This is a genomic window from Flexivirga endophytica (assembly GCF_014640635.1).
GTDB classification, from domain to species: domain Bacteria; phylum Actinomycetota; class Actinomycetes; order Actinomycetales; family Dermatophilaceae; genus Flexivirga; species Flexivirga endophytica.
Window position 1 is genome coordinate 671,101 of sequence record NZ_BMHI01000003.1, and the last position, 19,627, is coordinate 690,727.

The following is a 19,627-nucleotide window of genomic DNA, read 5'->3' on the forward strand; positions in this document are numbered from 1 at the left end:
ATCTGGGGCAGGGATCCGCGCTCAGAGGACGCTGAGGGCCAGCGGCTCGAGGTCACGTGCGGTGCGGCCGTTGCCGGGCGCGCCGATCGCGGTGAAGTTCCAGCCGGACGGGGTGCGCGACACGCGTGCCATCACCAGTGCGGTGTGCGTGCCGGAGCCGGTCAGCTGGAAACGGGCCAGCTCGGTGTCACCGGCCACCGAGTCGACGACACGCACGAAGGCGTTGTCGATCTCGGTGAAGTTCTCGCCGCTGTAGGAGTTGACCACGAAGACGATGTGTTCGACCGAGCCGTGCACCGCACCGAGGTCGACGTTGATCGACTCGTCGTCGCCCTCGCCCTCACCGGTGAGGTTGTCGCCGGTGTGCTGGATCGAGCCGTCGCTGGAGCGCAGCTTGCCGAAGTAGACGGTGTCGAGCACCCGGCCACCACTGATGACGAGAGCCGACGCGTCCAGGTCGATGTCGCGCTGGACCTGCTTGCTCCCGCCGAACATCTTCTTCTTGGTGACGACCTTGGCGTCCCAGCCCAGGCCCATCCGGACCCGGGTGAGGTTGCCGCCGTCCTGCTTGCGCAGGTCGACGGTCTGACCCTTGGAGAGGCTGATACTCATACGTTGGCTCCTTGTTCGGTTGAGTCAGTGGCCCCCTCGGCCACTGCGTCTCGCTTGTTGGCCAGGATCGAGCTGGCCCAGGCAGCCAGGATGAAGGCGATGCCGACACCACCGATCACGAACTCACCCAGGTCGTAGCGGATGCTGATGACCAGCATGACCGCGAGCGCGCCGATCGCCCAGTGGGCGCCGTTCTCCAGGAAGCGGTATTCGGCCAGTGTGCCGTTGCGGACCAGGAAGATGGTCATCGACCGGACGTACATGGCACCGACGCCCAGGCCCAGCATGATGATGATCGGGTCAGGGGTGATCGCGAAGGCGCCGATGACGCCGTCGAAGGAGAACGTCGCGTCGAGCACCTCGAGGAAGATGAACATCGAGAAGGCTGCCTTGCCCGCCAGCAGCACCTTCTGCCCGGTCGAGGAGTGTGCGTCGGCTTCCTCGAACTCGTGGTCCTTGGCCGCTTCGCGTTCCTCCATCATCGTCGACAGACCGCTGACGGCGAGGTAGAGGATGATGCCGAGCAGACCCGAGAAGAGCACGATCGAGCGCATCTGCACGGCCGTGTGCACGTGCGTCTCGTGCACCAGCGTCTCGCTGGCGACCAGCAGGAAGATGCCTGCGATGATGACGGACAGCACATCGAGCTTGCCGAGTTTCTTCAGCGGCTTCTCGATCCAGGTGAGCCAGCTGATCTCGCGGTCCTCGTCGAACATGAAGTCCAGGAAGAGCAACAGCAGGAACATGCCACCGAACGCCGCGATGGCCGGGTGGGCCTCGGTGAGGATGTAGCCGTAGGTGCCCGGTGTGTGCGGGTCACCCTTCTCCAGCGCCAGGTTCAGCGCACTCCACGGGCTGATCGAACCCGACAGGCAGACGATGACGAACGGGAAGACCAGCCGCATGCCGAAGACGGCGACGATGACACCGACGGTCAGGAACATCGTCTGCCAGAAGTGGTTCAGCCGGTCGAGGTATTTGGCGTTGACCGCCGCGTTGTCGAACGAGAAGACGATCTCGACCACGATCAGGATCGCGGTCAGACCGACGCCGGCCCAGCTGTCGTAGAGGAACGCAACCACGAGCACGGCGGCTGTGATGACGAAGTCGATGCGGAAGTGCTTCAGGGCTTGCAAAAGGAGCTCATCTCGGCGTGACGGGGACAGACGGAAGTGCCAGTATGACGACCGCCACCGGTGAGCGGTTTCACGGTGTGCCCAACGCGGGGCCACCACCGAGGGTTCCCCGGTCGTGGCCCCGCAGACGTCAGATGACGGATGGGATCATCCGACCTGCAGGCCGAATTGGGTGATGACACTCGCCAAACCGCCGGCGAAGCCCTGCGCGATCGCGCGGAACTTCCACTCGCCGCCGTTGCGGTAGAGCTCACCGAAGATCAGCGCGGTCTCGGTCGAGGCGTCCTCGCCGAGGTCGAAGCGCACACCCTTGTCGGTGTTGTGCGGGTCGTCGCCGTCGTAGACGCGGATATAGGCATCAGCCACCTGGCCGAAGTTCTGCCCGCGGGCGTCCGCCTGGTCGATGGACGCAACGACGACGATGCGCTGCACGTCGGCGGAGACCTGGTTGAGCGCGACGTGAACCTCCTCGTCGTCACCCTCACCCTCGCCGGTGCGGTTGTCTCCCATGTGCTGCACGGACCCGTTGTCGCCAGTCAGGTTGTTGTAGAAGACGAAGTCGGCGTCGCTGCGCACCTTGCCGGTGTCGGCCAGCAGCAGCACCGACGCGTCCAGGTCGAACGGTGCACCGTCGGTGGTGCGCGGGTCCCAGCCCAGGCCGACCACGGCGTTCGTCATCCCGGGAGCAGCCTTCGCCAACGAGATGTTGCCGCCCTTGCTGAGGCTCACTGCCATGGTGAGTTTCCTTTCTTGTCGTAAACCTTGTGGTAGCTCGTCATACGAGCGGGGTGTAGGGGTCGCGCCAGGAGATCTCTCGATAACCGTATGCCGCGCAGATCTGCTGCAGGGTGCCGGAGTAAGGGTCGTGCTCAGCGCGTATGACGAGCCGGCCCTCCACGACGTACGCGGTCATCAACGCCTGGGCGCCGAGCGTCGGACCGGCCACCAGGGGCGCCTCCAGGCGGGACCCGCCGTAGGTCGTGACGGTGACGGTGCCGCCGGGCAACTGCTTGGACGGCCTGGTCGGCACCGCGAAGAGCAACAGCCGATGGACGCCGGGGATGCGACGCAGGTTGACCGCGACGCCGCTGGAGGTCGCCCGGAAGATCGGGCGCCGCGGGTCGGGTCCCTGCTGGGAAAGGCCTGGTAGCACGAGGGATTGGCGACCGTCGCTGGTCTCGAAGACGAGGCCGAGGACGACTTCGGAGGGGTTGGGTACGGCGACCTTGGCTTCCAGAGCGCCGGCCGCGGACTGCATCCGGGTGAGCGCCACGACCGGCTCGTGCTCGGTCATCAGCCGGCGTTCGTCGGCCCGGATCGAGGGCAACCCGAGGTCGTGCTCCGCGAGGCGGGCGTGGCCGCGGGGTGAGGTCCGCACCGGGGCCGGTGCGCCGGACGGTGCGTCCAGCGACAGCGACGTCCCGCCACTTGAAGCGGGCTCCTCGTCATCGAAGAGGTTCAGCGACGTACCGCCAGACGGCGTCGACGGCGCCGCGGGGTCAGTGCTGCCGAGGTCGAGTGATGAGCCGGTGCTCGGAGCCTCGGGAGAGACCGGCGCGCTCAGATCTAGCGGCGAACTCGACGGCGCCGGAGCCGAGGGCGCACTCAGGTCCAGCGACGAACTCGACGGCGCCGGGTCCGGCGCCGAGGGCGCACTCAGGTCCAGCGACGAAGCGGAAGTCTGCGGGGCGGGCGCAGCGGCGGGAGCCGGAGCAGCGGGCGCGGCGTCAGCAGGCCGCCGCAACCTGCGCGAGCGCAGGTACGGCAGGTCCGTGCGGGTCCCACTCATAACGGGACTCCGTACTCCTTGGCCACGCCGGCCAGCCCGGACGAATAGCCCATGCCGAGGACGCGCAGCTTCCACTGGCCGGCGTGCCGGTAGAGCTCGGCCAGCTTCAGCGCGCTCTCGCTCGTGAGGTCATCGGCCAGGTCGACCGAGGAGATGATCGAGGCGCCTCCGTCGAGGTTGAGCAGCCGCACCACCAGGCTCTTCAACTGGCCGAGGTGGCGGCTGCTGCCGCTACCTTCGGACAGATAGAGCACGAAGACCACCTTGGCGACCTCGTCCGGCACCTCGGACAACTCGACCTCGACCTGCTCGTCGTCGCTGCCGAGCGCCTGCTCGAGCTGCGCGGTGGACAGGTCGGCCGAGACCAACTGGTTGAAGTAGACGACGTGTTGGGGGGAGAGCGCCTGACCGTTGGCGCCGACCAGCACCGTCAACAGGGTGAGGTTGTCGTCGAGCACCCGCTCGCCACCGGTCTCCCAGTCGACCCCGAACACCACACCGGTCAGATTGGGCAACTCGCGCTGCAGTGCAATGTTGGCACCCTTGGCCATCGGGCTCACGGTCTACACCTCTCCATTCCGAGATCCACCCGGACGCGTACTCTCACCCACCCAGTCTCACAGGTCCAGGTCGGACTCACCGAACTTGTCCTCCAGGAAGCGGCCGTGGACCTGCAGAGCCTGCATGTCCCGCATGCGGCTGGCCTCGGCCAGTTGCTCGACGCTGTGCCGCAATGTCGTGAGCTGCTCCACCAGAGCGTCGGTCGCGCGTTCTTCGGCGTCAGCGCCTGCGGCGCGCACCGCTCCGACATACGCCCTGATCGACCCCGGCAGGTAGTCGGTCAACGTGCCGTTGATCGCCACGCGCACGCCGATGTCGAGCCGGTCCGCCTCACCGGAAGTGAGCACCTCACGCACGGTGTCGGTGACCGCTCGCGCCAGCACCACACCGATCGTCGGCAGGTCGCCGGCGCTGCTGTTGATCTCCAGGACCAACGACTGGGTCTTGCGCAGCAACGCCTCGACCGAGTCGCCCGACGGGTCGGTGACCGACTGGGACACCGCATCGAAACGGGCCTGGGTCTGCGCGCGTAGGCGACCCGACGAGCCCTCCGGGTCGAAGAGACGTGACAGCAATCCCACGGTTCTTCGGCCTTACTGCTGACCGCCCGGCAGCTGCTGGTTGCCGCCGGTCGGCTCGAAGCTGGCCGCGGTCTTGGCGTCGATGCCCTGCGAACGCATCGAGCGCTCGAGGTAGGGCTTGGCGCGCTGCACCTGGCCCTCGAGAGCACCGATGGTCTGCGACATCGACACCGTGGCCTCCGAACGGAACTTGTCGATCTCGTCCATGGTCGCGAAGACGTTGTCGAAGGCCGCCTGCAGCTTGTCGATCTCGATCGTGCTGCTCGCCGCCTGCTTGTTGATCTCGGTGCCCTGCGTGCGCAGCTGCTTCGAGGTCTCCTCGATCATGGTGGAGGTGGTGCTGTTCAGGGCGGTGATCTGGTCGAGCACGACCTTCTGCTGCGCGAGCGCCTGGCTGACGATGATCGCCGTGCGCAGTGCCGCAACCGTCGTGGTCTGCGCGCGGTCGACACCGCGGATCAACTCCTGGTTGTTCTTGCGGACCAGGTCGAGGGCGAGGTAGCCCTGCACCGACACGGCCATCTGGGTCATGATGTCCTGCCGCCGCTGGCGGACCGCGAAGAGCACGTCGGACTTCAGGATGTCGGAGTCCTCGGTGCGGCCGGCAGCCGACAGCTCGGCGATCTTCCCTTCGACCGCGCCGTCCAACGCCGTTGCCAGCTGGTTGTATTCGCCCAGCTTCTGCATCGCCTGCCACATGTTGTTGCGCTCGACCTCGATGGAGGCGTTGTCCTTGCGCAACTCGTCCTGACCGGCGGCCAAGGAGCGGATGATCGCGTCCAGGTGGCTCTGCGCGGACTGGTATTTCATGAAGTAGTTCTCGATCTTGTTGCCGCCGGGCAGCCACTTCAGGATCTTCTTGGCGCCCTTGAGGTCGGCCCGGTTGGGATCGAGATCGGTGATCGTGCGGCGCAGGTCCACCAGCGTGCCGCCGACCTTGGACTGCGCGGAGTCCTTGCCGGCCTGCGCGGCCGGGCGCTGCAACATCCGGTTGGAGACGTCGGAGGTGCGGCGGATCTCGCTGTCGCCCATGTTGACGATCGAGTTGACCTTGTCGGTGAAGGACGGCGCCTTCATGTCCATCGAGGTCAGCTCGGTGACGAACGCGTGTGCCTTCTTGTCCAGCTCGGTCTGCGCCTCGGGCGCGACCGGGACCGCCTGAACGGCCTGCTGGTCCTGGATCACCGGGACAGCGCTGGGCGCCTCGAGCACGAGACCCGTCGAGGCAGGGGCCGCGACCGGCGGCACGTTGGGAGCGGGTGCCGGCGCGGTCGGCGCCGGGGCCTGCTGTTGCTGCGGTGCCGCCGGTTGCTGCTGCGGCGTCGGTGACTGCTGCTGCCCACCGTTGTTCTGCTGGAACTGGTCACCGAGCCCACCGCTCAGATCGAGGTTGGACATATTGCGAGCCTCCTAGCTGCCGCGGGCGTTCCGCGGACCCCCGAGTGTTCCTCATACCTTATGTATTCGACGCGGACCTTCAACAGCCCGTGCACGTCATACGACCGTGCCGGAACGCCAGGCGTTCCACATCACGCCCAACGAACGAGGATGCGACTCGATTCCGTGCCTGCCGGGAGGTTTCTCACGGACGGGGTGTCCGGTCCAGGGTGCCGGTGCCGGTCAGGCAGACGTGCCCGTGCAGAACCACGCGCGTGATGTCGTCGGGACGGCCGCTCACGTCGACGCGCAGTGTGCTGGGCCGTCCGACGAACCGGCCCTGTGACAGGGAGACCGTGGATCCCGCGGTCGCGCGACCGTGGCGTACGAGGTATGCCGCCGCCGGTCCCGCCGCGCTGCCGGTCGCGATGTCCTCGACCGATCCGTCGTTGACCCAGTTGCGTCCCTCGAGGCCGTCCGCATCCAGCACGTAGGCCAGCTCTGCGCCCGCTTCGCCGAGCAGCTCCTCGAAGTCGGGGATCGTGATCCGCGCGCGGGCCAGACCGGCGCCGGAGACCGGCACCATGAGGTATTTCAGGCCGGTGCTGACCCAGTGGACCGGCAGCTCGGGATCGAGATCGCCGAGTTCGAGATGCAGCGCGGCCGCGATGCGTTCCCGGTAGCTGTCCGGCATCGGTTGGCCGAGGCTGGGGCGGCCCTGCTCGGTCTCGATGTCGAAGCCGCCCTCGCCGTCCGCGACGCTGCGGGCGATCACCGCGCGAGTGCCCAACCGGAACGTCCACTCGACCGGTTCACCGGCGGGAACGCCCGTGGGTTCGGTGAACAGGAGCCGCTCGTGCGCCACGGCGGCTGCACCGAGGATGGGGTGTCCGGCGAAGGGGAGCTCCCGATCCGTGACGAAGATCCTCGTGTCGAACGCGCGATCGTCCTGCGTCGGCCACAGATAGATCGACTCGAACTGGCGGACCTCGACGGTCACCGCTTGGAGTTGTCCTGCGGTCAGCCGTGGTGGGTCGACGAAGACGGCGACACCGTTCCCCTGGTAACTCGACGCGGCGAAGACGTCGGCGAGCCGGAAGCCGAACGCGCTTGAGGCGGGCGGGTGTTCGTCGTCAGCGGCGTTCATGGTGACGGCTCCTCGGTATCCGGTGGCTCCTCAACATCCTCAGTATTCATCCTCAGTATCCGATCGTTTCGCGCAGCAGCAACACCGTCGCCCGTCCGGGCGAACCCGCACGGATGATGAGCACATCATGCGGCGTAAAGGGTCTGGGCCACATGCAGGGAATCGAGATACTCGCGGACCTCGGCGATCCGGCCGTCGCGGATGACGAAGATCCCGCAGTAGGCGTTGTCGTACCTCTTCCCGGTCGCCGCCGCGATGCCCTGGGCGCGCCATTCGAGCACCACCCGCTCACCCTCGGCGGTCATCTCACCGAAGGTGAAGGACAACGTGCCTGGCGCGTACAGCGAGATCGCTCCCACCAAGAATTCCATGATCTCGTCACGCCCGCGCCGGGTGCCCGACAACGGCAGCGTGCCGTGCAACGACCAGGTGACGTCGTCGGCGAAGCTCGCCGCGATCGCGTCGAGGTCGCCACGGGTGAGGGCGTCGAGGTATGCCGTCAGCACGGCGCGGCTCTCCTCGGTGCTCGCGTGGGGCGTCGGTCGTGTCGATGTCATGAGGTGACCTCCAGGACGGCGTTGCCACGGACGCGGCGACGGATGAGGTCAGCGAGGACCTCCGGGGTGTTCTCCCACTCGGCGACGAGTCCGAGTTCGGGATGAAGACGGCCGGTGTGGACCAGGCGGAGCAGCGTTACCAGGTCGTCCGCGACCGACACCGGACTGGCGGTGTAGTCGAACCGGCGCAGCGTGGCGCTGGTGCCGCCGGTCCAGTCGAAGAAGTCGAGCAGCGGTCGCTCCCGGCTCGCCTGTCCCATCCACACGAACAGGCCGTGCGGGTCCAGCAGTCGCCAGGTCGCCATGAAGTACGCGCCGCCCACCGACTCCACCACCACGTCATACCCGCCGCGAGCGGCGGTGAGATCGGTGAGCACCTCGGCCCCCAACTCGGCGAGCCGCCGGCCGCGCGGCCGGGACGCGGTAAGTGCCGTGATCCGTGCGCCGAGTCCCGTGGCCAGTTCCACGAAGTAGTGCCCGACCCCGCCGGACGCACCGGTCAGCAGGATCGATCGGCCCGGCAGTGCCCCGATCAGCCGGACCAGCCGCAGTGCAGTCAGTCCGGCCAGCGGCAGGGCCGCCGCGACGGTCGCGGGCATGTCCGCCGGGCGGGGCGCCAGGCGGTCGGCCGCGACGGCGACGCGCTCGGCCCAGCCGGAGTGCTCCGGGTGCGCGACGACCGGCTGCCCGACCTCGAGACCGTGCACACCCGGGCCGACCGAGGCGACGACACCTGCCACGTCCTTGCCCGGTCGCCAGCCGCGCGGCGGCGCCTCCAGCAGGAAGGTCTCCCCTCGGTTGACCGAGTAGGCCTCGACCGTCACCACCACCTCGCCGGCAGCGGGTGCTGGCTCCGCGACGTCGGCCTCGACCACAGACCCGGTGCCGTCCGGGATCATCGCGCGCATGGTCCGTGCCGCCGCTACTTGTCGGCGGTCAGGGTGCCGCCCTGGCCCCAGCTGTCGGCCGGCGTCTCCTGGATCCACACTTGCACGCTGGTTGCGGGCACGTCGAGTGCGTCGACGAACGCCTCGGTGATGCGGGCGACCAGGGCGCGCTTCAGCTCGACGCTGCGCGGACCTTGCTGAACGGTGACGGTGGGCATGGCAGGTCTCCTGTCGGTGGACTCGGCGACGGAATCGCCGCCAGGTCCATTCGACCCACTGGCGCTGCTCCGAACCAGACGTGATCCGGACTCGCAGCGATCACGATTCCCGATCGATCGACGCGGCAGCGGCGCAGGCCCGCAGCAGTGGTGCGACCTGCCGCGACGTGGCATCCGCCGGGACGGCGAGAGCCGTCGGCATGAACATCGCGGGCTCGGTCGGAAGGAACACGACATGCGGCTGCCGCAACGTCCGTGCCTGTGACTCGTAGATGATCGACCAACTGGGCGGACCGGAGCCGATCGATGCGATCAGGCCTTCGAGCAGACCGACGTGTTCAGTGATGACGGGTGCGAAACCCCGTGCCGCACAAGCGTCCTGCACCAGATCGACCAGCGGTGGGTTCTGCCGGCGCGGGACGATCCTCAGCGGCAGCGCGGCCAGCTCGGTCAATCCGATCGTGTCCTCGCCGGGCGCGAGCGACGCAGGCAGCACGACGAGCAGGCGATCGCGCCATACCTCGATCAATTCGGTGCCGGCAGCCGAGGTCACCCCGCGGACGAACGCGGCATCCAGCTGGCCGCTTGCGACTCGTTCCAGGCGTGCTCGCGTCGGCGCGGTCACCAGCTCAGGCGCCGTGCCGGGAAGTAGCTCACCCAAGACCCGCAACACTTCGCCCAACCGTTCGCCGAGTCCGGCACTGGTGCCCAGCCGCAACGTTCCGGACGGCAGCGCACCGCCTCCCGGGACCGCGGCGGCACGCGCCGCGCGCTCGGCCGCCGCCAGCACCGCTCGTGCCTCCGGAAGGAAACGTCCGCCAGCTACCGTCAGCCGCACGGTCCGACGTGAACGGTCGAACAGGGGAACTCCGAGTTCGCGTTCGAGCCGGGCGATCTGTTGGCTCACCGCGGGTTGACCGATCGACAAGGCCGCCGCAGCACGTCCGAAGTGCAGATGCTCTGCGACCGCAACGAAATACACCAACTGGCGCAACTCCACACAGCCATCGTGCCAGGCACACCTGGGCGCCGGGAGCGTCCGGCCGGGTCGCCGGACGCCGGCTTCGTCCTATAGTCCGCAGGTGACTTCTCTGCGGATCGCGATCATCATCGGCAGCACCCGACCCGACCGCGTCGGCCCGACGATCGCCGACTGGGCGTTCGAGCGGGCGGCTGCGCGCGGCGACGCGTCATACGACCTGATCGACCTGGCGCACGTCGGCCTCCCGCTGCTGGATGAGCCGGAACCCGCTGCCGCGCAACACTATCGGCACGATCACACGAAGCGCTGGTCCCGCCTGATCGAGTCGTATGACGGTTTCGTCTTCGTGGCACCGGAGTACAACCGCGGCATGGCGGCATCGCTGAAGAACGCCATCGACTTCCTGTATGCCGAATGGAACGACAAGGCCGCCGGGATCATCTGTTACGGGTCCAGTGGCGGGCTGCGCTCCGGCGAGCAGCTGAAGTCGACGTTGGGCGAGGTGCAGATCGCGACCGTTCGCGCGCAGGTGTCGCTGTCGATCTACGACGACATGATCGACTTCGTGCAGCTCACGCCGCGCGACTACCAAGTCGGCAACCTGGACGCGATGCTCGACTCACTGCTGCGCTGGGCCGGCGCGATGCGTGCTCTGCGAACGGGACTCGTCAATCCCTGAGTCCGCCGAGGACGTCGTTCGGGAAGCCCGGACTGCGGTGACCGTCCCGGCCGATCATGGTTTCGGCGGCGACCAACGCGTTGACGACGGCCTCTTCGGTGGCCCGCACGACGGCGTCATACAGGACGTTCATCGCGGGCCAGGGCAGGAAGTCGAGCTGCCGCCATCCGGTTCTTGCTGAACCGATTCCGCTGTCGAGTGCTCCGGCGTTGGCCGTCGAGAAGGCCAGGAAGACGTCGCCGGAGACGTGGCTGCCGGTCGTGCCGGTGCGCGCCAGCCCCATCGACACCCGCCGCGCGAGCGCCTTGCACTGCCCGGGCAGTAGCGGGGCGTCCGTCGCGACCATCGTGATGCAGGAGCCCGACCCGGGCGGCGCGAGCCAGTCGCTGGTCTCCATCGGGTTGTCGTCCGCGAGTTGTCTGCCGAGCTGCCGGCCGCGGATCGTGAGTTCCTCGCGGGAGCCGAAGTTCGCCTGGGTGAGAATGCCCACGACATAGGGCTGCTCGCCGACGGTGACGGCGCGCGACGCGGTCCCGGTGCCGCCCTTGAAGCCGTAGCAGTTCATCCCGGTGCCGCCACCGACGCTGCCCTCCGCGAGCGGTCCGGACGTCGCGGCGTCGAGTGCGGTGATCGCGGTCTCCTCGCGCACGTGCCGGCCGTTGATGTCATTGAGGTAACCGTCGAAGGTCTCGCCGACCACCGGCAGGTGCCAGCCCTGTTGCAGTGCCGGGTTCTGCGCGAGCGACCACTCGAGCACGCCACGGTGCACCGGGCCGACCGCGTGCGTGTTGGTGATCGCAACGGGCAGTGCGAGCGAACCACTCTCCTCGACCCAGTGGCTGCCGGTGAGTTCGCCGTTGCCGTTGAAGGAGAACATCCCCGCCGCGACTGCCGTCCCCACACCCTCGTGGCCGAGGGGCAGGATCGCCGTGACACCGGTGCGGACCGGACCCTCGCCGGGGACGAGCGGGCCATCGCCGTCGATCAGCGTGGTGTAGCCGACCTCGACCCCGGGGACGTCGGTGATGGCGTTCCACGGCCCCGGTGTGCCGTCGAAGTCGACGAGATCGCGGGCGCGGCGGTGGTCCGAGGTCATGGATCCTCCTGCGGTGGCTGGTGTCCCACCACTCAATCAGATCACTGGGCGGCCGGCTCCGCCCGGCGGGCGCGCGCGAGCAGTGCGGCGACGACCAGGGTCGCGGCGCCGGCGATCATCGCCGCCACCAGCAGGATCGTGTGGATCCCGTATGCCGTGCTGTCGACGGCCGCGTGTGTCAGCTGCGCCCGGAACTGCGCGGGCGCGTGATCGGCAACCAGCCGGCCGGCACCGGAGGCGATCGCGTCCTGCAACTGCCCGAGCTGCGCGGCCGGCAGGTGCGCAGGGGCGACGTCGCTCGCCATACGAGATCCGGTGCGGCCGGCGAAAAGCGCTCCCAATGCTGCGACTCCGGCTGCGGTGCCGATCTGCCGCATGGTGTTGACGACGCCGGTCGCCATACCGGCGCGGTCCGGCTCGACGCTCGCCAACGCCGCACTGGAGAGTATGGCGCTGGAGGCGCCGAGGCCGATGCCCGCGAGGATGAAGCCGGGCGCGAGCGCGGTCCAGTCGGACTTCGCATCGACCTGCGAGGCCCACCAGAGTCCGCCGGTCACGACCGCCAGGCTGCCGGTGATCGTGATGATCGTCGGGATGCGGTGGCTGAGTTGCGCGAAGACGGGGGCGGCGATGAACGAGGTAACGGTCAGCGGCAGGAAGCGCAGGCCGGCTTCGAACGGCGTGTAGCCGAGTGTGTTGACGAAGTAGAGACCGACGTAATTGGTTGCGGCGACGAGGGTTCCGGCTACCACGAAGCCGGTGACGCCGATGGCGACGAAGCCCGGACGACGGAACAGCTCGAGGTCCACCATCGGCTGGTCACCACGGGCGGCACGGAGCACGAACGCGAGCAGCGTCAGCGCAGCGACGGCGAAGGAGGCGACGATCAGGGCGGATCCCCAGCCTTCGGACTGTCCGCGGATCAGTCCGAACACCAATGCTGCCAACGAGATCGTGAGCAGCACGGTGCCTGCGACGTCGACCCGGCGGGCCTTCTCCGCCTTCGACTCCGGCAGGCCGATGCGCGCACCGATGAAAGCGACGATCCCGATCGGGACGTTGATCGCGAAGATCCACTGCCACCCGGCGTTGTCGACGATGAAACCGCCCAGGAGAGGCCCGACCGCCGTGGCTCCGGCGAGCGTGGCACCGAACGCGCCGATCGCCTTGGCGCGCGCTTTGATATCCGGGTAGGCGTGTCCGAGGATCGGCATCGCAGTGCCGAAGAGCATGGCCGCGCCGACACCCTGCAACGCCCGCATCGTGTTAAGCATCAACGGATCTGCGGCGAGGGCGCACGCGAGCGACCCGATGGTGAAGATCGCCATACCGGCGCTGAAGAGGCGGCGCCGGCCGAAGCGGTCGCCGAGGGTCGCGGCGGTGAGCAGCAGGGCCGCGAGCGGCAGCGTGTAGGCGTCGACGACCCATTGCAGGTCCGCGAGGTCGGCGTGCAGATCGGCCTGTATGTCGGGCAGGGCGACGGCCACGATCGTCATGTCGAGCATGAGCATGAACATCGCGACGCAGATCAGGGTCAGCGCGACGCCGGGCCTTCCCGGTGTCGTGGGTGGTGCACCGGTGGGTTCGGTGAGGGTGCTCACGGTCATCGGTGTGCCTTGTCTCGGACGGCCCAACGATTGGGCTACGGGTGTTCGGTGAGGTTTAGTGAACACCCGTAGCGCTACACTCGTCAACTGTGATGTCTGAGAGGATCCCCGCATGACGCAGAACCGCACCCGGCGCCGCGCCGTCGCTCCGCGCGGCGAGGGCACCCGGCTGCGCGAGGAGATCCTCGACGCGACGATCACCTTGGTGGAGGAACTCGACGACCCGTGGCAGCTGTCGCTGCGCGCGGTCGCCCGGAAGGTCGGCATCACCGCGACCTCGATCTACCTGCACTTCGAGTCGCTCGATGCTTTGCTGCTGGCCGCGAAACACCAGATGTGGCAACAGTTCGGCGAGGAGATGCTCACCGCGGCGGAGGCGTCCGCCGGCACGCCGTACGACAAGGTGCTGGCCTTCGGACGCGCCTACGTGACGTTCGCCCGCGAGCATCCCGGAGCGTTCCGCACCCTCTTCACCAAGGCGTGGAAGCTGCCGGTCGACGACGGTATGACGTTCGCCGGCGAAGCGCAGTTCGGACTGCTCGCCGACGTGCTGCGCAAGGTCTCCGGCTCAGCCGAGGAGGCGCACCTGCGCGCGGTGCAGCTGTGGTGCGGCATCCACGGGCTCGTGGTGTTGCGACAGCCAATGAGCCAGTTCCCGTGGCCGGACGTCGACAAGCAACTGGAGTCGATGGCGCGGGCGTGGACCAAGCCGATTTAGCGGTAGCCGGCGGCCTGTAGGCCGTAGAGCTCGGCGTAGTGGCCGCCCGCTGCCATCAGCTCCTCGTGGGTGCCCTGCTCTGCGACGGCGCCGTCGGCCAGCACGATGACGCGGTCGGCCGACGCGACCGTCGAGAACCGGTGCGTGACGATCAGCGTGACGCCGCCGGCGCGCGAGGTCTCCTTCGCCGCGGCCGCGTAGCGATCGAAGAGCGCATGCTCGGTCGCCGGGTCCAGCGCGGAGGTCGGCTCGTCGAGCACCAGCAGGAGCGGGGATCGGCGCACCATCGCGCGGCCGATCGCCAGCCGTTGCCACTGCCCACCGGACAGGTCGACCCCGCCCGGCCACGACGGACCGAGGCGGGTGTCGAGGCCGTCCGGGAGCGCGGCAAGGACGTCGGATGCGGCTGCGTCGTCCAGTGCGTCGAGCAGGCGTATGTCGTCAGGGATCTGATCGGCAGCGTCAAGTCCTCCGACCCCGATGGCTTCGCGTGCAGAGAGTTCGAGCTTGAGGTGGTCCTGGAAGGCGCCGGCACAGTGGTCACGCCAGTCGTCCAGTGAAAGGTCCTGCAGGTCAATGGAATCCACCAGCACCTTGCCGCCGCTGACGTCATACATGCCGGTGAGCAGGCCGATGAGGGTGGACTTGCCGGCGCCGTTCTCACCGACGACGGCCACCACCTCGCCTGCGGGCAGGTGCAGATCGATGTGCCGCAGCGCGTCGCGGTCGGCACCCGGGTAGCGGAAGCTGACGTCCTGCAGGGTGAGGCCGTCGCGTAGTGCGTCCGGGGCCGGTCGCGTGCCCGGATGTGCTGCGCGCGCGGTCTCGCCATACTCCTCGAGCCAGCGGTAGCGCTTGACGGTGCGCAACATCTGGCCGAGGAAGTGCACCGTGCTCTGCAGGCTGCCGACGACGTCGCGCAGCTGGCCGACCACCAGGATGCCGGTCGCGAACTGACCCGGAGAGACGCTCCCGTGCAGGGTGTCGTGCGCCATCCAGACCAGGATGCCCATCGCGGCGGCGACATACAGCACGGTGACCGCACTGGAGAACGCTGCGCCGCGAGCTTCCGCGCGGGCGAACGGCATCCGCCACTCGTAGGCCTCCCGCCCGAGCAGGCGGAGCAACGCATTGCGCGCCCCGAAGACACGCAGCTCGGACGCTGCGACCGGATCCGTCGTCAGGTCCGCGAAGTGCTTGCTGCGGCGGCCAGCGGTGGCCGACTCGTCCTCCGCCTCCTGCTCCCACCGCATCGTCGACCTGGCCCACCACGACGCCGGTGCGCCGATCAGCAGCAGCAGGAGGAGTCGCAGATCCGCACCCACAGCCACAGCGATCGTGGTGATCGGCGCGACCAGATTGTTGACCGCGTTGATCAGCGAGTTGTACGCCATACCAAGGGTGCCCATGCGTTCGCGGAGGGCGTGCATCTGGTCCCGGTACTGCGGATCCTGTAGGTGGTCGAGCGTCGGCGCGGTGCCGCTGATCCGGGCGACCTCCGCATCGAAATGCTGCCCGATGCGTTCATTGAGACCGATGCGCGCCTGCACACCACAGATGCCGAGGATGAAGCCGAACGCCTCGGTGAAGATCATCCCGCCGATCCCGAGGACGAGGGGCGTGAGCCGGTGCGCGGCCAGACCGGTGACTACCAGCCCGAGGAAAAGCGGCCGGAGGTACTGGAAGATGCGGCCGGCCGCCTCCAGGAAGGCGATGACGGTGGCGCTGCGGCTGATCCGCCACGACGTTCGCAGGATCAGCACGACGGACTGCCAGTGATAGCGAATCATGAGGTTTCACCGGCCATTTCGTCGATCGGGCTGGCTCCGGCAGCCGCGAAGCGGGCTGCCTGCAAGCGGAACATGTCGGCATACGGACCGCCGCTGGTCAGCAGTTCGTCGTGCGAACCGTCCTGGACGACGCCGCCCGGGCCGAGCACGACGATCCGCTCGGCATGGCGGACGCTGGACAACCGGTGGCTGACCAGGATCGTGGTGACGCCGCTGGTGACCTCGAGGAAGCGGCTGAAGATCTGCGCCTCCGCACGCACGTCCAGTGCGGCGGTCGGCTCGTCGAGCACGAGCACGCCTGCTCCCGCCGCGACGGCCGTGAGCGCCCGGGCGAGTGCCACGCGTTGCCATTGACCGCCGGAAAGGTCTGTGCCGCCTGCATATCCGGGCTCGAGGATCGTGTCCCAGTCGCCGTCGACGCGGGACAGGACGTCCGCGCCGGCAGCGTCGTACAACGCTTGGTCGGCGGTATGGCGACGTGCGTCCGCGTCGCCGCCGTCGGCCAGCAGCGGCAGGGCCACGTTGGCTTCGAGGCTGAGGTGGTAGCGGGTGAAGTCCTGGAAGATCGTGGCTACTCTGCGCCGGGACGCATCGTCGGCCGCCGGGTCCTGGCCGTCCACCCGGACGGTGCCGGTGTCCGGGCGGTAGAGACCACAGAGCAGCTTGATGAGCGTGGACTTGCCGACGCCGTTGACGCCGACGATCGCCACCGACTGGCCGGCCGGGATGTGCAGGTCGAGGTGTCGGAAGACGGGCTCCGTGCGGGAGGCGTAGGTGAAGGTCACGTCGGTGAAGTCGACCCTGGCGGGTCGAGTAGCGGCCGAGGCACGAGGTCGCGTATCGAGACCTGACTCGCGCTCGCGGTTTCGATACGCCGCTCGTTCCTCACGGCTACTCAACCCGCCAGGGTTGGGGCCGAGTCCGTGGTCGGCACGCAGCCGGCGGATCTCGTTCTCGTAGAACCGTGCTCGGATCGCCTGGACGTTGATGTCGCCGAGCGCGCCGAGGGCGGCCATCTGCATCACACCCTGCAGCACGGTGACCGCCCCGCCGACCGCGAGACTTCCGGTCCAGGCGGCATGGCCGACCCACACGTAGGTGCCGATGAGCATCAGCGCGGTGACGAACGCACCCACGATGGCGCCGCGCACCGCACGGTTGCGTCGCTGCCAGATGCCGGTGAACGCGAGCGTCCAGACCTCGGCGTAGCGGCGGAGCACCCACGGCGTCATACCGAAGAGGCGCAGTTCCTTCCCTGCACCACGCTCCAGCGGCAGCGCTCGGAGGTAGTCGGCCTGCCGGCGCTCCACACTGCCCTCCTCGACGAGATCCCGCAGCAACACGTCGAGATAGCCGGTCCAGGTGGCGTGCAGGATCCGGAACGCGATGAGCGTCCACAACGCCGCGAGCCAGGACCACTGCGCCACTGCCACGAGTCCGCCGATGCCGACGGCGGCATACCCGAGCACCATCCAGACGGAGTACATCGCGTTGACACCGAACATGCCCCGCAGGTAGTTCTCAATCTCGTTGAATCGTGCTCTGGTCTGTGGAGTTTCGAGGTGTTCGATGCCGTGCGGTGCATTGGCGCCTTCGGCCAGCAGGACGACCTGCTGACGGGTGAAGCGCCGCTGCAACGCCACGGCTCCGGCCGCCTGCCAGGACTCCGCGAGAGGTTCGAGACCGACTCCGATCCCTGTCATCGCCAGCCAGAACCAGACCCGGTCGGAGTGCTGGGTCAGGGCGTCCAGCGCCTGCCCGCTGGCGTGCACCATCAGCCAGATGCTCGAGCCGCGCACGGCGATGACGGCGAGGAGGGTGAGCACGAGCGGCGGGCTGGAGCGCCACATCATCCGCCAGAAATGCCGCTCGACACCCACCCAGCGACGCGCCCATCTCCAGAAACGCGATATATCGAGAGTTTGCACGAAGAGGAATGTAGACACAGACCTACTTTGATTGCTACTGGTTATCCTGAGTAGGTGGAGATCACCGATCCGGTCATGGTCCGATCGCTGGTGCGCGATGAAGCTGCCACCTATCTCGCGCCGTTCCTACACGATGACCACTCGGTCGGCGAGGCGGCCGAGCTGCTGCACCTGTCCCTGTCCAAGGTGCACTACTGGGTGCGCAGCCTGTATGACGCAGGGCTGCTCGAGGTGGTCGCAGAGACGCGACGCAAGGGGCGGTCGATCAAGCGATATCAAGCAATAGCAACAGAATTCGTCGTTCCGGCCGAGGTCCTCCCCAGCGGGCACTTCGAGCGGGTGATGCGGCGATCCAACGCAGAGATGACCGAGGCGCTCGTCGCGGCAGCACCGGAGTGGGTGCTCGCGGGAGACTTCCGGATCCACGCCTCCTCGCCGACACGGGGCACCCAGGACCGCGTCCAGCGCGCGAGTGCTGATCGTGGCGATGTGACTCACCAGAGCATGTGGATGGTGCGGATCTCCGAGGAGGAGGCTCGCGAACTCGCCGCGGCACTCAACGCGCTCCGTGACCGCTGGATCGCGCGGAGCAAGGACGAGTCCGACCTCACGCCATACCAAGTGAGCGTCGCGCTGGCGCCGATGCCGGACTGAGGCGTCGCGTTCCTGCCCACAGCAGCAGTCCGGCGACTCCGGCGACCGTGAACCACACGTCGGCGCCGAAGCCCACCACGTCGTAGGTCCCGCCGAAGACGTCGAAGACGACGGCCGGTGCGCCACGCAGCAACGCACCGATCGCAGCCACGCGGGTCACCCGCCGCAAGGTGGGCACCGACCGCCCCGACACCAGCAGCAGCGCGCCGGCCGCCGCGCCATACATCAACAGGCCGGCAATCACGTCGTAGGCGAGGAACCACGGCCGATCGAAGATCGGGCCGAAGGAGTCGTCCAGTCCGCCGCGCCAACCGCAGGCCCAGGCGATGTGGACGCAGGCGAACCCGAAGGTCCATGCCGCCAGGGAGTTTCCGAGAATTCGAGTTCGTTGTGACATGCCACTGAACGTATGGCGCTGGCCGCTCGCCGCTCACCCTCGCGCGGGCCAAACATTTCCCTCCCGCGGGGGAAACCGCGAGGTCAGGGCAGGCGCTGCTGAAGTGCTTCGTGCAGCACGACCGAGCCCGCGACCGCGGCGTTGAGCGAGCTGGCCGAGCCGACCATGGGGATGCTGATCAGCCGGTCACACGCCTCGCGCCAGGCACGGCTCATCCCACGGGTCTCGTTGCCGACGACCAGCACGGTCGGGCCGGTGAGATCGACCTTCCGCAGGTCGGTCTCGCCACCTTCATCGGTGCCGAACACTGTGTAGTGGGTGCCGGATTCGCGTTGCTGCCCGACCCAGCCGATGACATCGGCCGCTGCGGGGACGCGCACCGTCGGCACTGCGAAGGTGGAGCCGGTGGACGCGCGCACCGCACGTGGGTCATAGGGATCGGCGGCGTGACCCGCGACGATCAGTCCGGTGCCGTCGAACGCGTCGAGCGATCGCGTCAGAGTGCCGATGTTGCCCGGCCCCGACGGCCGGTCGAAGACGACGATCAACGGCGTCGACTTCGGCGAGGCGAGCCGGTCGAGGTCGTCCGGGGGCATCCGGACCAGCGCCACCAGCTCCGGGGGCTCCTCGGTGTCGCGCTCCGCCAGCTCGGCCAGCAGCTCGTCGGCGAGCTCATAACGTTGCCCGGGCGCGGTGCGCCATACGTCCTCGGCCCATCGTGTCGGTCGTGCATCCACCGGTCGCAGCAGGGTGGTGAAGTCCCAATCATGCTCCAACGCAAGGGATATCGGCCGCACACCCTGGACGATGAACTCACCGGCCCGGTGCCGTTTCGTGCGGTTGCCGAGCAGCGCCTGCCACTGCTGGAAGGTCGCGTTGCGACTCATGATCTGTTGCACCACGGGTCCATC

General features: G+C 68.1%; 21 protein-coding genes. 3 read left to right on the plus strand and 18 right to left on the minus strand.

All coding sequences use genetic code 11. The features are described 5' to 3' along the window. Window positions 1-21: 21 nt before the first annotated feature. The 12 genes from IEX71_RS11795 to IEX71_RS11850 form a co-directional block, all read right to left on the minus strand. Window positions 22-612 carry a TerD family protein gene (locus tag IEX71_RS11795; RefSeq protein ID WP_188837192.1) on the minus strand — a complete coding sequence of 197 codons (591 nt, stop codon included), beginning with the start codon at window positions 610-612 and terminating at the stop codon, window positions 22-24. Next, on the minus strand, window positions 609-1,748 hold the full coding sequence (locus IEX71_RS11800) for a DUF475 domain-containing protein (protein ID WP_188837193.1): 1,140 nt from the start codon (window positions 1,746-1,748) through the stop codon (window positions 609-611). Before IEX71_RS11800 ends, IEX71_RS11795 begins: the two co-directional genes overlap by 4 nt. A gap of 147 nt (window positions 1,749-1,895) precedes the next feature. Further along, on the minus strand, window positions 1,896-2,483 hold the full coding sequence (locus tag IEX71_RS11805) for a TerD family protein (protein ID WP_188837194.1): 588 nt from the start codon (window positions 2,481-2,483) through the stop codon (window positions 1,896-1,898). A 40-nt stretch (window positions 2,484-2,523) separates the two neighbouring features. Continuing rightward, window positions 2,524-3,537, minus strand: coding sequence for a hypothetical protein (locus tag IEX71_RS11810; protein WP_188837195.1), 1,014 nt, complete (start codon window positions 3,535-3,537; stop codon window positions 2,524-2,526). After that, window positions 3,534-4,088: a TerD family protein gene (locus IEX71_RS11815; protein WP_188837290.1), complete on the minus strand. Its 555-nt coding sequence runs from the start codon at window positions 4,086-4,088 to the stop codon at window positions 3,534-3,536. The genes IEX71_RS11810 and IEX71_RS11815 overlap by 4 nt, the downstream gene beginning before the upstream one ends. A 66-nt stretch (window positions 4,089-4,154) precedes the next feature. Next, window positions 4,155-4,679, minus strand: a complete 525-nt coding sequence (locus IEX71_RS11820) for a hypothetical protein (protein ID WP_188837196.1) — start codon at window positions 4,677-4,679, stop codon at window positions 4,155-4,157. A 12-nt stretch (window positions 4,680-4,691) separates the two neighbouring features. Further along, a complete protein-coding gene (locus IEX71_RS11825) occupies window positions 4,692-6,077 on the minus strand; it encodes a toxic anion resistance protein (RefSeq protein WP_188837197.1) in 1,386 nt (461 codons plus the stop codon). A gap of 184 nt (window positions 6,078-6,261) precedes the next feature. Next, on the minus strand, window positions 6,262-7,203 hold the full coding sequence (locus IEX71_RS11830; RefSeq protein WP_188837198.1) for a PhzF family phenazine biosynthesis protein: 942 nt from the start codon (window positions 7,201-7,203) through the stop codon (window positions 6,262-6,264). 125 nt (window positions 7,204-7,328) lie between these two features. Continuing rightward, window positions 7,329-7,760, minus strand: coding sequence for a nuclear transport factor 2 family protein (locus tag IEX71_RS11835; protein WP_188837199.1), 432 nt, complete (start codon window positions 7,758-7,760; stop codon window positions 7,329-7,331). Beyond that, complete coding sequence (locus tag IEX71_RS11840) at window positions 7,757-8,659, minus strand: quinone oxidoreductase family protein (protein WP_229749662.1); 903 nt, start codon at window positions 8,657-8,659, stop codon at window positions 7,757-7,759. The genes IEX71_RS11835 and IEX71_RS11840 overlap by 4 nt, the downstream gene beginning before the upstream one ends. Window positions 8,660-8,682: 23 nt before the next feature. Continuing rightward, complete coding sequence (dmpI, locus tag IEX71_RS22890; RefSeq protein WP_188837201.1) at window positions 8,683-9,039, minus strand: 4-oxalocrotonate tautomerase DmpI; 357 nt, start codon at window positions 9,037-9,039, stop codon at window positions 8,683-8,685. Next, the gene (locus tag IEX71_RS11850) at window positions 8,966-9,865 is read right to left on the minus strand and encodes a LysR family transcriptional regulator (RefSeq protein ID WP_188837202.1); all 900 of its coding nucleotides are present in this window, start codon (window positions 9,863-9,865) and stop codon (window positions 8,966-8,968) included. Before IEX71_RS11850 ends, dmpI begins: the two co-directional genes overlap by 74 nt. A gap of 82 nt (window positions 9,866-9,947) precedes the next feature. Between IEX71_RS11850 and IEX71_RS11855 the strand changes: the two genes are divergently transcribed. Further along, window positions 9,948-10,526, plus strand: coding sequence for an NADPH-dependent FMN reductase (locus IEX71_RS11855; RefSeq protein WP_188837203.1), 579 nt, complete (start codon window positions 9,948-9,950; stop codon window positions 10,524-10,526). On the opposite strand, the gene IEX71_RS11860 is transcribed toward IEX71_RS11855, so the two are convergent. Further along, window positions 10,516-11,622 carry a DmpA family aminopeptidase gene (locus IEX71_RS11860; protein ID WP_188837204.1) on the minus strand — a complete coding sequence of 369 codons (1,107 nt, stop codon included), beginning with the start codon at window positions 11,620-11,622 and terminating at the stop codon, window positions 10,516-10,518. The two genes, IEX71_RS11855 and IEX71_RS11860, sit on opposite strands and share 11 nt — an antisense overlap. Window positions 11,623-11,663: 41 nt before the next feature. Continuing rightward, a complete protein-coding gene (locus IEX71_RS11865) occupies window positions 11,664-13,229 on the minus strand; it encodes a DHA2 family efflux MFS transporter permease subunit (RefSeq protein ID WP_188837205.1) in 1,566 nt (521 codons plus the stop codon). A 112-nt stretch (window positions 13,230-13,341) separates the two neighbouring features. On the opposite strand from IEX71_RS11865, the gene IEX71_RS11870 reads away from it, so the two are divergent. Beyond that, window positions 13,342-13,947, plus strand: coding sequence for a TetR/AcrR family transcriptional regulator (locus IEX71_RS11870; protein ID WP_188837206.1), 606 nt, complete (start codon window positions 13,342-13,344; stop codon window positions 13,945-13,947). On the opposite strand, the gene IEX71_RS11875 is transcribed toward IEX71_RS11870, so the two are convergent. Both IEX71_RS11875 and IEX71_RS11880 read right to left on the minus strand, forming a co-directional pair. Continuing rightward, on the minus strand, window positions 13,944-15,737 hold the full coding sequence (locus tag IEX71_RS11875) for an ABC transporter ATP-binding protein (RefSeq protein WP_188837207.1): 1,794 nt from the start codon (window positions 15,735-15,737) through the stop codon (window positions 13,944-13,946). The two genes, IEX71_RS11870 and IEX71_RS11875, sit on opposite strands and share 4 nt — an antisense overlap. Next, window positions 15,734-17,665 (minus strand): ABC transporter ATP-binding protein, encoded by a 1,932-nt coding sequence (locus tag IEX71_RS11880; RefSeq protein ID WP_188837208.1) that lies wholly within the window; start codon window positions 17,663-17,665, stop codon window positions 15,734-15,736. The genes IEX71_RS11875 and IEX71_RS11880 overlap by 4 nt, the downstream gene beginning before the upstream one ends. A 54-nt stretch (window positions 17,666-17,719) precedes the next feature. Between IEX71_RS11880 and IEX71_RS11885 the strand changes: the two genes are divergently transcribed. Further along, a complete protein-coding gene (locus tag IEX71_RS11885) occupies window positions 17,720-18,319 on the plus strand; it encodes a helix-turn-helix domain-containing protein (protein WP_188837209.1) in 600 nt (199 codons plus the stop codon). Here the strand turns inward: IEX71_RS11885 and IEX71_RS11890 are convergent. Beyond that, window positions 18,273-18,716 (minus strand): hypothetical protein, encoded by a 444-nt coding sequence (locus IEX71_RS11890; RefSeq protein ID WP_188837210.1) that lies wholly within the window; start codon window positions 18,714-18,716, stop codon window positions 18,273-18,275. The genes IEX71_RS11885 and IEX71_RS11890 overlap by 47 nt on opposite strands. An 83-nt stretch (window positions 18,717-18,799) precedes the next feature. Next, the gene (locus tag IEX71_RS11895) at window positions 18,800-19,618 is read right to left on the minus strand and encodes a TrmH family RNA methyltransferase (RefSeq protein ID WP_229749664.1); all 819 of its coding nucleotides are present in this window, start codon (window positions 19,616-19,618) and stop codon (window positions 18,800-18,802) included. Window positions 19,619-19,627: the final 9 nt, after the last annotated feature.

Coding starts and splice junctions, on each gene's coding strand:
- IEX71_RS11805 (WP_188837194.1), bottom strand. CDS start 2,483: ATGGCAGTGAGCCTCAGCAAGGGCGGCAACATCTCGTTGGCGAAGGCT.
- IEX71_RS11835 (WP_188837199.1), bottom strand. CDS start 7,760: ATGACATCGACACGACCGACGCCCCACGCGAGCACCGAGGAGAGCCGC.
- IEX71_RS11870 (WP_188837206.1), top strand. CDS start 13,342: ATGACGCAGAACCGCACCCGGCGCCGCGCCGTCGCTCCGCGCGGCGAG.
- dmpI (WP_188837201.1), bottom strand. CDS start 9,039: ATGCCACGTCGCGGCAGGTCGCACCACTGCTGCGGGCCTGCGCCGCTG.
- IEX71_RS11830 (WP_188837198.1), bottom strand. CDS start 7,203: ATGAACGCCGCTGACGACGAACACCCGCCCGCCTCAAGCGCGTTCGGC.
- IEX71_RS11865 (WP_188837205.1), bottom strand. CDS start 13,229: ATGACCGTGAGCACCCTCACCGAACCCACCGGTGCACCACCCACGACA.
- IEX71_RS11840 (WP_229749662.1), bottom strand. CDS start 8,659: ATGATCCCGGACGGCACCGGGTCTGTGGTCGAGGCCGACGTCGCGGAG.
- IEX71_RS11825 (WP_188837197.1), bottom strand. CDS start 6,077: ATGTCCAACCTCGATCTGAGCGGTGGGCTCGGTGACCAGTTCCAGCAG.
- IEX71_RS11890 (WP_188837210.1), bottom strand. CDS start 18,716: ATGTCACAACGAACTCGAATTCTCGGAAACTCCCTGGCGGCATGGACC.
- IEX71_RS11860 (WP_188837204.1), bottom strand. CDS start 11,622: ATGACCTCGGACCACCGCCGCGCCCGCGATCTCGTCGACTTCGACGGC.
- IEX71_RS11795 (WP_188837192.1), bottom strand. CDS start 612: ATGAGTATCAGCCTCTCCAAGGGTCAGACCGTCGACCTGCGCAAGCAG.
- IEX71_RS11815 (WP_188837290.1), bottom strand. CDS start 4,088: ATGGCCAAGGGTGCCAACATTGCACTGCAGCGCGAGTTGCCCAATCTG.
- IEX71_RS11810 (WP_188837195.1), bottom strand. CDS start 3,537: ATGAGTGGGACCCGCACGGACCTGCCGTACCTGCGCTCGCGCAGGTTG.
- IEX71_RS11875 (WP_188837207.1), bottom strand. CDS start 15,737: ATGATTCGCTATCACTGGCAGTCCGTCGTGCTGATCCTGCGAACGTCG.